This window comes from Amycolatopsis minnesotensis, from assembly GCF_039529815.1.
Classification (GTDB): domain Bacteria; phylum Actinomycetota; class Actinomycetes; order Mycobacteriales; family Pseudonocardiaceae; genus Amycolatopsis; species Amycolatopsis minnesotensis.
On record NZ_BAAANN010000025.1, the window covers coordinates 59095 to 73116 of the forward strand.

At 70.2% G+C, this 14022-nt stretch carries 10 protein-coding genes; 4 read left to right on the plus strand and 6 right to left on the minus strand.

Features of this window, described 5'->3' with window-relative positions; translation table 11 throughout:
• Position 1 precedes the first annotated feature (1 nt).
• Positions 2-997, plus strand: a complete 996-nt coding sequence (locus ABD256_RS28220) for a YeiH family protein (protein WP_344425412.1) — start codon at positions 2-4, stop codon at positions 995-997.
• A 62-nt stretch (positions 998-1059) separates the two neighbouring features.
• Here ABD256_RS28220 and ABD256_RS28225 read toward each other — a convergent pair whose 3' ends face one another.
• Both ABD256_RS28225 and xsc read right to left on the minus strand, forming a co-directional pair.
• Entirely contained in the window at positions 1060-2424 is a 1365-nt protein-coding gene (locus ABD256_RS28225) for an aspartate aminotransferase family protein (RefSeq protein ID WP_344425415.1), read from the minus strand.
• Between the two features lie 716 nt (positions 2425-3140).
• Complete coding sequence (xsc, locus tag ABD256_RS28230; protein WP_344425418.1) at positions 3141-4949, minus strand: sulfoacetaldehyde acetyltransferase; 1809 nt, start codon at positions 4947-4949, stop codon at positions 3141-3143.
• Between the two features lie 145 nt (positions 4950-5094).
• Here xsc and ABD256_RS28235 point away from each other — a divergent pair, with 145 nt between their 5' ends.
• From ABD256_RS28235 to ABD256_RS28245, 3 genes are read left to right on the plus strand one after another with little or no spacing between them, the layout of a single operon-like run.
• Positions 5095-5916 (plus strand): IclR family transcriptional regulator, encoded by an 822-nt coding sequence (locus tag ABD256_RS28235; protein WP_344425421.1) that lies wholly within the window; start codon positions 5095-5097, stop codon positions 5914-5916.
• 11 nt (positions 5917-5927) lie between these two features.
• Positions 5928-6890: an AAA family ATPase gene (locus tag ABD256_RS28240; RefSeq protein ID WP_344425424.1), complete on the plus strand. Its 963-nt coding sequence runs from the start codon at positions 5928-5930 to the stop codon at positions 6888-6890.
• The gene (locus ABD256_RS28245) at positions 6887-8611 is read left to right on the plus strand and encodes a cobaltochelatase CobT-related protein (protein WP_344425427.1); all 1725 of its coding nucleotides are present in this window, start codon (positions 6887-6889) and stop codon (positions 8609-8611) included. Before ABD256_RS28240 ends, ABD256_RS28245 begins: the two co-directional genes overlap by 4 nt.
• Positions 8612-8728: 117 nt before the next feature.
• Here the strand turns inward: ABD256_RS28245 and ABD256_RS28250 are convergent, their stop codons facing one another.
• The 4 genes from ABD256_RS28250 to ABD256_RS28265 all read right to left on the minus strand — a co-directional run bounded on the left by ABD256_RS28250 (position 8729) and on the right by ABD256_RS28265 (position 13769).
• A complete protein-coding gene (locus ABD256_RS28250) occupies positions 8729-9988 on the minus strand; it encodes a cation:proton antiporter domain-containing protein (RefSeq protein ID WP_344425430.1) in 1260 nt (419 codons plus the stop codon).
• A 555-nt stretch (positions 9989-10543) separates the two neighbouring features.
• Positions 10544-11968, minus strand: a complete 1425-nt coding sequence (locus tag ABD256_RS28255) for a sodium:solute symporter family protein (protein ID WP_344425433.1) — start codon at positions 11966-11968, stop codon at positions 10544-10546.
• The gene (locus ABD256_RS28260; RefSeq protein WP_344425436.1) at positions 11968-12180 is read right to left on the minus strand and encodes a DUF3311 domain-containing protein; all 213 of its coding nucleotides are present in this window, start codon (positions 12178-12180) and stop codon (positions 11968-11970) included. The genes ABD256_RS28255 and ABD256_RS28260 overlap by 1 nt, the downstream gene beginning before the upstream one ends.
• A complete protein-coding gene (locus ABD256_RS28265) occupies positions 12177-13769 on the minus strand; it encodes an amidohydrolase (protein ID WP_344425614.1) in 1593 nt (530 codons plus the stop codon). The genes ABD256_RS28260 and ABD256_RS28265 overlap by 4 nt, the downstream gene beginning before the upstream one ends.
• Between the last annotated feature and the right edge of the window lie 253 nt (positions 13770-14022).

Consider the following 14022-nt stretch of genomic DNA (forward strand, 5'->3'; position numbering starts at 1 on the left):
CATGACCACTCTCACCGCGCGGCGTGTTCGATCGCTGCTTCCTTGTCTTGCCGTCACCGTTTCCGGCGTGGTGGTCGCCTACCTGACGAGCATGGCGATCCCGATCTTCAGCGCGCTGACCGCCGCGGTGATCCTCGGCGTCATCGCCGGTTCGCTCCCGGTGCTGTCCGAGCCGACGCGGCAGGCCATCGCGAAGCTGACCAAGCGGCTGCTGCGCGCCGGTGTGGTGCTGCTCGGGCTGCAGCTCGCACTGCCCGCCGTGCTCGGGCTCGGCGCGGGGACCCTGCTGGCGGTCGTGCTCACCGTCGCGGTCACCTTCCTCGGCACGATCGGGATCGGGCGGCTGATCGGCGTCCCGCGTGGACTCGCGATGCTCGTCGCCACCGGGTTCTCCATCTGCGGGGCGTCGGCGATCGCGGCCATGGAGGGCGTGGTCGAACGCGAGGACTCCGATGTGGCCACCGCGGTCGCGCTCGTGACCTTCTACGGCGGCCTCGCGATCGCGGCGGTCCCGCTCGCCGGTGAATGGCTCGGGCTGAACGGCCTCCGGCTCGGTAGCTGGGCGGGGATGAGCGTGCACGAGGTCGCGCAGGTCGTCGCCGCGGCCACCCCCGCCGGTGCGGCCGCGGTCGCGGTGGCCGTGGTGGTCAAGCTCAGCAGGGTCGTGCTGCTGGCACCGATGGTCGCGCTGGTGAGCGTGCACGAACGCCGTCGCCGCCCGGCCGCCGAGGGCAAGCGGGCCCCGCTGGTGCCGCTGTTCGTGCTGGGCTTCCTCGCCATGGTCGCGGTGCGCAGCACCGGGATCCTGCCCGGCGCCGTGCTCGACATCGCCAAGACCGTGTGCACCCTGCTGCTCGCCGGCGCGCTGTTCGGTCTCGGCTGCGCGGTCCGGATCGGGAAGCTGGTGCGCACCGGCGGGCGCGCGCTCTTGCTCGGGCTGCTGTCCACGCTCCTGGTCGGTACCACCGCGTTCGGCCTGCTGGCGCTGTTCGCCTGAGCCAGTACGCGCGAGAAGGCCGCGATGCCCGTGGGCATCGCGGCCGTTCGCGTCGCCGGGGATCAGGGCTGGATCGCCTTTTCCACGTCGGTGAGCATCGCGTCCACTCCGTGCAGCAGCTCGGAAAGGACGTCGGAGTCCGCGACGAGCGGGGGCGAGATCATCAGCATGGTGGCGCCGCGGTCGTCACCGCGCAGGATGACCTTGGTACGCCGGAACGCCTCCGGCAGCACCTCCCGCAGCACCTTAACCGATTCGGCGTCGGTGAATTCACGGCCGGAGTCGCGGTCGGCCATCAGCTCGATCGCGTAGAAGAACCCGGTGCCGCGCACGTCCTTCACGCACCGGTGCGAGTCCTTGAGCGATTCGAGCGCGGAGAACAGCTTCGGGCCTTCGGAACGCACGTGCTCGGGGATCTTCTCGTCCCGCATCGCGGTGAGGTTCGCGACCGCGACCGCGGTGGCCACCGGGTGCCCGCCCCAGGTCGCGCCGTGGGTGAAGGTGCCACCGGTCGGTGAGTCGAACAGGTCGGTCACCAGCTTCTCGCGTGCGATCATCCCGCCGAGCGGTGCGTACCCCGAGGTGGAGCCCTTGGCGAAGGTGATCAGGTCGGGGACGACACCGGTGAGGCCGTGCCCGAACCAGTGCCCGAGCCGCCCGAACGAACAGATGACCTCGTCGGACACGAGCAGGATCCCGTACTTGTCGCACAGCGCGCGCAGGGCAGGCCAGTAGCCGTCCGGTGGCACCAGCGCGCCGCGCCCGTTCTGCACCGGCTCCGCGAAGAGCGCGGCGATGGTCTCCGGCCCTTCTTCGAGGATCACTGCCTCGATCGCCTTGACGCAGTCCAATTCGGACGCGGGACCGCAGTCGCCGACGAGGCCGAGGGTGTTCGGGACATGCCGGACGCCCGGCAGCAACGGGCCGAACGGGTCCTTGATCTTCGGCAGCGCGGTGACCGACAACGCGCCCAACGTCGTTCCGTGGTAGGCCATCCGGCGGCTGATGATCTTCGTCCGCTCGGGCGCGCCCTGGCTGCGGTGGTACTGCCTGGCGAACTTCAGCGCGGTTTCGACCGCCTCCGAACCGGAGTTGACGAAGAACGTGGTGCCGAGGTCGCCCGGTGCCAGCTCCGCGATCAGGGACGCGGCCTCGATGGCGGGCAGGTGCCCCGAGCCCCAGTTGGTGGCGTAGGCGAGGGTGCCGACCTGGTCGCTGGCCGCCTTGGCGATATCCGCGCGGCCGTGGCCCATGTTGACGCAGAACAGGCCCGCGAGCCCGTCGAGGTGGCGTTGTCCTTCGGTGTCGTACAGGTAGCTTCCCTCGCCGCGGACGAAGACCGGGAACGGGCTCGCCCAGGCTTCTCTGCGGGTGAAATGGGGACCGAGATGCCTGCGGGCCTTCGCGCGCAACTCCTCGATTTCCACGGGGCGACCTCCTTCGTGAGCGGGTACGGACGAGTCGACCATCGCAACATCACTGGCACTGGCCCAGAGCCAGAAGGACCCCATTCGACAGGACCAGCCTGGACCCGGTGACGCGCCCGTTTCTGGACCTCGAAGGCCACCTTCGGGAAATCTGACGTCGCGATCTCGCCCCTCGCGGCGCGTGGCATGGTGGTGCTGATGCCGTGAAGGCGTCCTTCGCGGCGTCAGATTCCCTCAGGGGCACCTTCGGGGCGTGCGGCCCGGAGCAGGGCAGGCCCCGCGACGGTCAGATTCGCGACGTTCACGCCTCTGAGGGCCTCAGTGATGCTGGGTGCGTTGATTCCGGTGAGATGGGGGGCGGAAGCGTGGAGCCGCCCCCGGGGCTTGGTCCCCGAAGGTCACCTTCGGGGAGTTTGACGTCGCGATCTCGCTCCTCGCGGCGCGTGGCATGGTGATGCTGATGCCGTGAAGGCGTCCTTCGCGGCGTCAGATTCCCTCAAGGGCACCTTCGGGGCGTGCGGCCCGGAGCCCGAGCAGGCCCCGCGAAGGCCACCTCCGCGACATGCGCGCTCTTGAGGCCCCTTTCGGGGCAGGAACGCGGAAACGAGAAAGCAGCGCGAGCTGCGAAACCCCGGCACATGCCCCGACGAGCCAGGGCGTGCAGTTGGCGCGTGGAAAGAGCCCGGCCCGCGTGGGCCGGGCTCTTTCGCGTCGGATCAGACGTAGTCGCGGTACTTCTCCAGGAACCGCACCGGCTTCGACAGCGCGTCGCGGCGGAACGGGTCGCCCAGCTCGCGGGTGCACATGATCTCGATGACGGTGGTCTTGCCCTCGTTCATCTGGGCGTCGACGGCCCGCTTCAGCGCCGGGCCGACCTCGTCCAGCTTCTCGACGACGATGCCCTCGGCGCCCATCGCCTGCGCGATCCCGGCGAAGCTCTCGCTTTCCAGTTCGCCCGCGACGAAGCGGCGGTTGTAGAAGTCGACCTGGTTCTTCTTTTCCGCGCCCCACTGGCGGTTGTGGAACACCACCGCGGTGACCGGGATGTCGTGGCGGACGGCGGTCATGATCTCGCCCATGCTCATGCCCCACGCGCCGTCACCGGCGTAGGCCACCGCGGGGCGGTCCGGTGCCGCGGTCTTGGCGCCGATGATGGTCGGCAGCGCGTAGCCGCAGTTGCCGAAGCTCATCGGCGCGAAGAACGAGCGCGGCTCCTCGAACCGCAGGTAGCTGTTCGCGACCGAGTTGATGTTGCCGATGTCGGTGGACACCATGACGTGCTCGGGCATCGCCTTTTCCAGTTCCCGCAGCACTTCCCTCGGGTGGAGCCAGTTGCCTTCCTCGCTCGCCTGCTCCTCGATCATGTCGAGGCTGAACGGGTCGGTCTCGTGCGTCCACCCGTCCAGCTCGGCTTCCCAAGCGTCCTTTTCGGACTTGATGTCGGCCGCGCGGGCTTCGGCGGTGGCGTCGCAGGCGAGGGTCTTTCCGGCGAGCCGCTCGGTGAGCGCGGCGGCACTCGCCTTCGCGTCACCGCAGATCCCGACGGTGATCTTCTTGACCAGTCCGAGCATCTTGTGGTCGGCGTCGATCTGGATGATCTTCGCGTCCTTCGGCCAGTAGTCCATGCCGTGCTGGGGCAGGGTGCCGAACGGGCCGAGGCGCGAGCCGAGCGCGACGACGACGTCGGCCTTCGCGATCAGCTTCATCGCCGCCTTCGAGCCCTGGTACCCGAGCGGGCCGCACCACTGCGGGTGGCTCGCCGGGAAGGAGTCGTTGTGCAGGTAGCTGTTGACGACCGGCGCGCCGAGCCGTTCGGCGAGCGCCTTGCACTCCTCGACGCCGTCGGCCATCACCACGCCGCCGCCGGAGATGATCACCGGGAACTCCGCCTTCGCCAGCAGCGCGGCCGCTTCATCCAGGCTCCGCTCGCCGCCGGCGCCCCGGTCGAGCCGCTGCGGCCGGGGGATCTCGGCGGTGATCTCGCCGTAGAAGTAGTCGCGGGGGATGTTCAGCTGCGTCGGGCCGATCTCCGACATCGCGCGGTCGAACACCCTGCCGGTGAACTCCGCCATCCGCTTCGGGTTGTTGACGTGGCCCTGGTACTTGGTGAACTCGCGGAACATCGGGAGCTGGTCGGCCTCCTGGAAGCCGCCGAGGCCCTGGCCCATCGTGCCGGTTTCGGGCGTCACGATGACGACCGGGCTGTGCGCCCAGAAGGCCGCCGCGATCGCGGTGACGCAGTTGCTGATCCCGGGGCCGTTCTGCCCGATGACGACGCCGTGGCGGCCGCTGACCCGCGCGTAACCGTCGGCCATGTGCCCGGCGCCCTGCTCGTGCACGACCGGGATCAGGCGGATGCCCGCCGGGGCGAAGATGTCCATCGCGTCCATGAACGCCGAGCCCATGATGCCGAAGATGTCGGTGACGCCGTTGGCGACCATCGTCTCCACGAAGGCTTCCGACGGGGTCATCTTCTGCGGGCCGCTCGCCACGACGCGGCCGGTGTCCGGCGTCTGCTCGCTCATTTTCCACTCCTTCGCTGGGACGGACCGTGAAAACCGGTACGCAACGATCCGAATATCGAGATCGAGCCGACTGTAGAGCGTCCGAAGGAGCCGAGTCAACGTGTTGATATGGAAAACGAGACGCCATGTGCTACTTTCCGGAACTATGGAGTTGATTCGCGAGCCGGATCCCGCGGGCGTCAACGGGGACACGCCGACCATGCGGCTGTTCTCGCTGCTCGAACTGATCGCGGCCAAGGACCAGCTGGTGACCCTGCAGGGCCTGGTCGAGGAGACCGGGCTGCCCAAGCCGACGCTGCACCGGATGCTTCAGCAGCTCGAGGGCGCCGGCCTGCTCATCCGCCAGTCCGACGGCCGCCACTACGGCACCGGCCTGCGGCTGCGGCGGCTGGCGGAGAACCTCCTGCTCAACGCCACCCACCACGGCGCGCGGCACGCGGTGCTGCGGCATCTCGTGGACGAACTGGGGGAGAGCTGCAACGTGACCACGCTCTCCGGCAACGAGGTCGTGTACCTGGACCGGGTGGAGACGCCCGAGCCGTTGCGGTTCTACCTGCGGCCGGGTTCGCGCGTGCCGATCCACAGCTCGGCCAGCGGCAAGATGATCCTGTCGCAGATGAGCCCGGCCCAGCGCCGCAAGCTGCTGGCGCACGCACCGCTCAAGGCGTACACCCCGAAGACGGTGACCGATCTCGACGCGCTCGAAGCGGAGTTCGGCCGGATCCGCCGCGACGGGTTCGCCCTCGACGACGAGGAGTACCTGCCCGGCCTGGTGTGCGTCGCGGTGCTCGTCCCGAACGCCGCCGGCGGCCGCTCGAACCTGTGCGTGGCGGTGCAGGCGCCGGTCATGCGGCTCACGCCGGACAAGGCGCTCCAGACGCTGCCCGCGCTGCAGCGCGCGGCCGAGATGATCGGCAAGGTCGACGCCGAGGCCGCGCCGGAATCCACCGACAGCATGTCTTCCTGAAGGGACGTTCGATGACTTCACCCGGGCACCCGTTCCGCGTGCGCGATGTGTTCGGCATCGACTCGCCACTCGTCGTCGAAGGGTTCCGCGAGCGCGGCGAGCACGTGCCGGACATCGACGAGGCCTACCGCTTCAACCCCGACGTGACGCTGGCGATCCTCGCCGGGTTCAGCCACGACCGGCGGGTGCTCGTGCAGGGCCTGCACGGCACCGGGAAGTCCACCCACATCGAGCAGGTGGCGGCCAGGCTCAACTGGCCGTGCGTGCGGGTCAACCTCGACGGGCACCTCAGCAGGCTGGACCTCGTCGGCAAGGACGCCGTGGTGCTGCGCGAGGGCAAGCAGGTCACGGAGTTCCAGGAAGGCATCCTGCCGTGGGCGCTGCAACGGCCGATGGCGCTGATCCTCGACGAGTACGACGCGGGCCGTCCCGACGTCATGTTCGTCATCCAGCGGCTGCTCGAACGCGACGGCAAGTTCACCCTGCTCGACCAGAACCGCGTGCTGGCACCGCATCCGCGGTTCCGGCTCTTCGCCACCGCCAACACGGTCGGTCTCGGCAACATCAACGGGCTCTACCACGGCGCGCAGCGCCTCAACCACGCGCAGATCGACCGGTGGTCGATCGTGGCGTCGCTGAACTACCTGCCCGCCGCCGAAGAGATCGCCATCGTGCTGGGCAGGGTTCCCGGCCTCGCCGACGAAGCGGGGCGCGCGCTGGTGGCGTCCATGGTCGCCGTCGCCGACCTGACCAGGAAGGGGTTCCGGGCGGGAGATCTGTCCACTTTGATGTCGCCGCGCACGGTGATCGGCTGGGCGGAGAACGTGGAGATCTTCCGCGATCCCGGACTCGCCTTCCGGCTCGCGTTCGTCAACAAGTGCGACGAGGCGGAGCGCGCGACCGTGGCCGAGTACTTCCAGCGCTGCTTCGGCAGCGAGCTGGACGAGTCCTACCGGCTCGCGGCGACGGCGTGACCGTGTCCGCGCGCCAGGCGGAAACCCGGCGGCGCCACCACGTCGAGGAGCTGTGCGCCGCCGCGATCAGGGCGCTCGGGGACGAACCGGCGCTGCACTTCCGCGGGGCGCGCCCGTACCGCGGCCGACGGCCGGTTCCGCTGCGCGCGCCGCAGCTCTACCCGCCCGCGACCGCGGACTTCGGCTCGTTCCGCGGTGCCGCCGACGGGATGGCACTGCGGCTCACCGGATCCGATGCCGCGCTCCACGCCCGGATCAGTCCTGAAGGGACAGTGGAACGGCTTGTTTTCGAGCTGCTGGAACAGTTCCGCGTCGAAGCCGGTGCGCCGGACGCGATGCCGGGAGTGGTCGCGAACCTGCGGCACCGCTTCGAAGAATGGACACGGGAGTTCGTCGCGTCCGGGCTCGCCGACACCGCGCGAGGGCTGCTGATCTGCACGGTCGCGCAGATCTGCCGGGCCAGGATCACCGCCGAGCCGGTCGTCGAGGAGGTCGATGACCTGATCGAGGTCACCCGCGCGGCGATCGCGCCGGTGCTCGGGCACGACCTCGCCGGGCTGCGCCGCCACCGCGGCGACCAGGCCGCGTTCGCCGTGCACGCGGTGGGGATCGCGCACGCGGTGGCCGCGATGCTGACCGCGGCCGGGGACTCCGGCGGCGAGGACGAGGACGAGGACGCGGGCGACGAAGAGCCGAAGTACCGCCCGTACTTCGCGTTGCTGATGGACTTCGACGACGACGACGGCGACGAACAGCCGAGTGCCGCCGCATCGGGGCACAGCCCGGTGCTCGCCGACGCGGCGGGCGGCTACCGGGTCTTCACCACTGCCTACGACACGGAGGTGGCCGCGACGGCGGTGGTGCGTTCGGCGTTGCTGGCGGAGTACCGCGAGCGGCTGGACCGTCGCGTCGCCAGGCAAGGCGTGAACCACGCGAGGCTCGCCCGCGAACTCCGCGCGGTACTGGCGGAACCCGTCCGCGAAGGCTGGGACGGCGGCAAGGAGGAGGGCTATGTGGACGGACGCGCGCTCGCGCGGCTGATCACCTCGCCTGCCGAGCGGCGGCTGTTCCGCACCGAGCGGGCCGAGCCCGTCGCCGACGCGCTGGTGACCTTCCTGATCGACTGCTCGGGTTCGATGCGGGAGCACGGGGAGTCGATCGCCATGCTGGCGGACGTGTTCGCGCGCGCACTCGAACTGGCCGGTGCGCGGTGCGAGATCCTCGGCTTCACCACCGGAGCCTGGAACGGCGGCCGCGCGAAGCGGGACTGGCTGCGGGCGGGGCGGCCCGTGCACCCAGGACGCCTGAACGAACGACGCCACCTGGTGTTCAAGGACGCGGCGACCCCGTGGCGGCGGGCCAAACCGGGCATCGCCGCACTGCTCAAACCCGATCTGTTCCGCGAAGGCATCGACGGCGAAGCCGTGAGCTGGGCCTGTCGCCGCGCGAGCGAAGGCGAGTACGCGAGGCGCCTGCTTTTCGTGGTGTCGGACGGAAGCCCGATGGACAGCGCCACGGATCTCCTCAACGACGGCGACTACCTCGGCAACCACCTCAAGGAGGTGGTGCTCCGGCACGAGCAGGGCGGTGACGTCGAGGTCTTCGGCGTCGGCGTGGACCTCGACCTGAGCCCGTACTACCGCCGGTCCAGGGTGCTCGACACCGCGGAAGGCACCGGATACGCGCTGTTCCGGGAACTACTCGACCTGATCCGCCAGTGATTCCAGCAGCGCACTGCGCCTCGCGAGCCGAGCCCTGCGGGTCGCCCGCCCAGAGTCCCTGCCAGTCACCAGGGTCTGGACCGAGCCGGCCGTCGACGAACACCACAGCCATGATCGTCATCGTCGCTGACGGTCGGTGAGGCCGCGGATGGCCGGGTCCGAGCCCGCGCCGTGGAGCAGCACGCTGCCCACCACGCAGAGCACGGTGGTCAGCAGGACGGTGTCGGCGGCGGTGCCGTCCGGGAGGCTGTTGTAGGCGATCAGGCCGAAGACGATGGTGGTGGTCCCGCGCGGGCCGAGCAGGCCGAGCAGCAGCCGGTCCCGGCGGGGCAGCGACGAGCCGATGAGCGACGCGAGGACCGGGATCACCCGGACGACCGTGAGCGCCGCGACGCAGAACACGACGGCCTGCCAGCTCACTCCCACGACGACCATGACCACGGTGGCGAGGCCGACCACGAACCACATGGTCATGGTCATCAACGCGGTGACGTCCTCGAGCAGCCCGAAGTCCCTGGTGAGCGCGGTCAGCGCGTGCCCGCGCCGCGCGGACGGCGTGCGGTGGATTCGGCGGGCGATGAGCAGGCGGTGCGCGTACCGGAAGGCGATCCCGCACACGAACGACGTCACGAAGCCGTTCCCGCCGATCTGGACGGCACCGGCGTAGGCCACCACCGGGGTCAGCAGGACCGCGATCCGGCGCGACTGCGCGGTCATCCACCCCGCCCGGTCCGACCGGTGCAGCAGCCACGCGACGACGCCACCCAGGGCCAGCCCCACGACGATGGCCAGCACCGCCTGCCACAGGGCGGTGCCGAGGGCCGCCAGCGGCGTGCTGACCGTGGAGCCGCTGCCCGCGATCAGCAGGGCGAACAGGAACACCGGCGACACGATGCCGTCGTTGTAGCCGCTTTCGACGTTCAGCACGCTCCGCACACGCGCCGGCAACCGGCGGTCCCGGACGACGTGCTCGCTGGGTGCGAAGTCGATCGGCACGACGACGCACGCGATGATCAGCAGCATCGCCAAGGACAGGTCCGGGAACAGCGCCGCGCCCAGCAGCATCGCCGCGCCCAGGCCGATCGGAAGGGCGAGCAGCAGCATCCTGGCCACGAGCCCCGGCGAGTTGCCCCACAACCGCCCGCCTCGCACTTCGGTGGCGTCGACGAACAACAGGAACGCCAGGATGATCTCGGCGACGTGCTGGGCGACCTCGGTGTTCAAGGCCGCCGCGACGGAGTCCTGAACGCCGAGGCCGACGAGAACTCCGGCGAGCACCATGATCGCCGGTGCGCCGAGGTTCCAGCGTTGCAGTCGCAGCGCCGCGAGCGACCGGGCCAGAGCCGCCACCGCGGCGGCGAGGACAGTGGGGATCACTCGGTGAGCTTTCGTTCGGTCCGGTGCACCGGGAAGCCGGGCGAGTCCACTGTAGAACAGGGACCCGCGATGGCCCGGCTCAGACCGGTTCGGCCGCGTGTCCCGTCGTCGCGGGCCGTGCATGCCCTGGCCCCGTCCATGTCGCTGAAGGTGACCTTCGGGAAATCTGACGCCCCAATCTCGCCCCTCGCCCCTCGCGGCGCGGCGGCGCTGATGCCCTGAAGGTGCCCTTCACGGCATCACATTCCCTCAAGGACGCCTTCGGCGCATGCGCTCCGGTGCGGAGCAGGCCTCACGGGGACGACGTTCGTGGCATTCACGTCCCTGAAGGTGACCTTTCGGGACGCACGAGCGCGGGAACGAGATGGCGGCGTGAGCTGCGAAATCCCAGCACATGCGCTCAAGGGCGGCTTCAGGGTATCCAATGCCCGCATTCTTGGCCCTCGCGGCGCGCGGCCCGGGACTGCTTATGCCCCGAAGGTGTCCCGCAGGGTGTCCAAGTCCCCGAAGGCCGCCTTCGGGGACTTGGGGGCCGGCCGAATCCGGACGGCGGGTTCACCGCACGATCGCCTGCTCGGTGGCGGCGGTGCCGCGGGCGACTGGCACGCGTTCCGCGCCGGGGGCGAGCGCGCTCCAGCCGAACACGACGAGGAGGTTCAGCCCGAGCGAGACCAGGCCGGGGTTGACCCCGCCGAAGGTGGCGTCGGTGGCGTACAAGGTGATCGCGGTGACCACGCCCACGACCATCCCGGCTGCGACCGCGGAGGTCCGCACCCGCTTCGCGAACAGGATCGCGAGCCAGCCGGGCACCACCTGGGCGAGCAGGTTGTAGGTCAGGTTCAGCACGGTGAGCATCAGCGTCGACGCCACCAGCGTGAGCACGGCACCGAGCACCAGGAACCCGGCCACCGCCACGACGGTCCACCGGCGCTGCGCACCGGGGGACACGTTCGGCGCGATGTTGCGGCTGATCATCCCGCCGATGGACAGCGCCGTCGCGGCGAGCACCAGCACACCGGACAACGCGGCACCCGCGGCCACCAGCCCGAGCAGCCACTCGGGCAGCAAACCCCTGGCGGTCACCATGAACACCGTGTTCGGGTTGGCCAGTCCCGGGTGCGCGCTGACGCCGTAGTAGGCGGCGAGCACCAGGAACGGGTAGATCAGCATGTACATCGGCATCCAGACGGTGGAGGTCTTCACCGCCCGCTCGGACCGCGCGGGGAACACGTACGCGCCGCCGAAACCGAGGTAGAACACGACGCTCTGGAAGGCGATCGTGGTCATCGCGAAGAGCAGGTCGTTCCCGCCCATGGTGGTCTGCGCGGCGGTCAGCACCTCCGGGCCGCTGACCTTCGCCGTGCCGCCCGCCGCGAGCACCGCCGCCACACCGACCAGCACCACGCCGATGAGCATGAAGACGTCCTTGAGGATCGACACGAACGCGGGCGAGCGCACCCCGGACACCGCGATGTAGACGAACGCGATGATCCCGGCGAGCACCACGCACTGCACCGGGCTCAGGCTCAGCCCCAGGTTGCTCAGCACGACCTGCAGCCCGATGAACTGGTACTGGCCCCACGGGACCAGCGCGATCAGCATGGTCACGCAGGTGATCAGTTCCAGCGGCCGGCTGCGGTAGTGCCTGCCGAACACGTCGGGCACGGTCATCGCCTCGTGCCGTTTCGCGGCGCGCCAGACCAGGGGAGCGAGGAAGTAGCCGAGCGAGTAGGCGAGCAGGATGTAGCCGATGAACCAGATCCCGTAGCTCGCGCCGTGCGCGTAGATCCCGCTCGGGAAGCCGATCATGGTGCCGATGCTGTAGACCTCGCCGACCGCGAGGAAGTAGATGAGCCAGGCCGGGAACGACCGCCCGCCGACCAGGAACTCGGAGATCCCGCCACCACGGGAGCCGCGGCCCGCCCACACCGCCAGCCCGATCGACGCCGCCATCACGACGGCCACCATCGCGATGAGCATCAGTCCTCCTCGGGGTAGTGGGCGCGGTCGAAGAAGCGCCAGCTGACCCACAGGCACAGGGTGGTCAGCGGGCAGCAGCAGAACACCCAGAAGAAGACGAGCGGGATGCCGAACACCGAGGCGGTGCTGCCGGAGACCAGCGGGATGCCGATCAGCAGCGCGGCGGCGGGGATGCCGAGTCCGATGAGGACACTCGGCCAGCTCCTGATCATCGGGCGCTCCTGGCGTTCGCGCGGGCCCAGACGACTTCGCCCCCGCTCACCGTCGCCTCGACCGACAGGTCGCGAATCCGTTCGGGGTCACCGGAAGCGGGGTCCTCGGAGAGTACGGCGAGATCGGCCAGCTTGCCGATCTCCAGGCTGCCCTTGAGGTTCTCTTCACCGGCGAGGTAGGCCGCGTCGATCGTGTACCCGCGCAGTGCGGCGTCGACGCTCACCGCCTGCTCCGGCCCGAGGATCTCGCCGTCGCGCGTGCGCCGCCGCACCGCGCACCAGATGCCCTCCAGCGGCGGCACCGGGGTCACCGGCGTGTCCGAGTGCAGTCCGAAGTGGATCCCGCGGGACCGCGCCGACGCCAGTGGGCTGATCCGGCGCGCCCGTTCGCGGCCGAGGAACACGTCGCGGTGGCGGTCGCCCCAGTAGTAGACGTGCTTGATGAAGAACGACGCGAGCACGTCGTGCGCGGCCATCCGGTCGAGCTGGTCTTCGCGCGCGGTCTGGCAGTGCTCGATCCGGTGGCGGCGCCCGGTCCCGGACGGGGAACCGAGCCGCGCGTAGCCGTCGATGATCGCTTCGATCGCGGCGTCCCCGTTGCCGTGCACCGCGACCTGCCAGCCCGCGGCGTCGAGCGAAGCGATGCGCCTGCCCAGCTCGGCGGGATCGAGCAGCATCATGCCGTGCTCGTCGGGTGCGCACGCGTAGCCCTCGGCGAGGCAGCCGGTGCGGCCCTGGATCGACCCGTCGGCGATGATCTTCACCCCGGCCATCGTGAACCGCTCGCCCGCGCCCGTCAGGTCCGGCCGTTCGGGACGGCCCTCGGCCAGTCCCGGTACGAGGCCGTCGATGAGGTAGCCGCGCGTCCTGGTCCGCAGCTTCCCGGCACGCAGAAGTGCTTGGTAGGCCTCGAGTTCGGTGGCACCGCCGATCAGTCCGACGCCGGTGTCGTGCACCGAGGTGACCCCGTTCGCCAGGTACTCCTCGTCGGCCAGCAGCAGCGCCTCGGTCAGTTCGGCCACGCCCTGACCCGGCAGGCGCGAGGTGACGAGGAAGGCGGCGGTTTCGACGAGCAGGCCGGTCGGTTCGCCGCGGTCGTCTCGCGCGATGTGCCCGCCTGGCGGATCCGGGGTGGCCGCGGTGATTCCGACCGTGCGGAGCGCGACCGAGTTCGCCACGCAGAAGTGCCCGGAGACGTGCGTGAGCACCACCGGGCTGTGCCGGGAAACCGGGTCCAGATCGGCACGGGTGGGATGCCGGTTGTCCCGGAGGAGGGTGTCGTCGTAGCGGTAGCCGCGGATCCACTCGCCAGCGCCCCGATCGGCCACCGCCTGCGCGACGCGGTCCACGATATCGGCGACGCGGTCGTTCGGCGGGCTGCCCGCGTCGACGGGCGCGGCCAGCGTCAGGCCGAAGAACGCGGGGTGGTTGTGCGATTCGACGAACCCGGGCAGCGCGGTGCGGCCGTCGAGGTCGAGCACGGTCGTGTCGGCGCCGATCAGGGTGGCGACCTCCCGATCGGACCCCACGGCGACGATCCGGCCGCCGCGCGCGGCCAGCCCACCGGCGACGGTACCCGCGGCGTCCATGGTGCGGACGGTGCCGCCGAGTGCGACGAAGTCCGCCGCTCGGTGCCGTTCGGCCGGTCGGGGAAAGCGCTCCACCAGAACCTCCTCGTCGCAGGTCACCTCGGGTGTGACGACACTGCGGCACCACAGGCCCGGTGGAAAGGTCCAGAATTCGACGCGCGGGTGGTACCAGCCGAGGTTCAGGACCGGAGGATCGCGGGGCGTCGGATTCCCGGAGGGCTCCCTTCACGGAATGCGCAGCGGGCCTCACCTC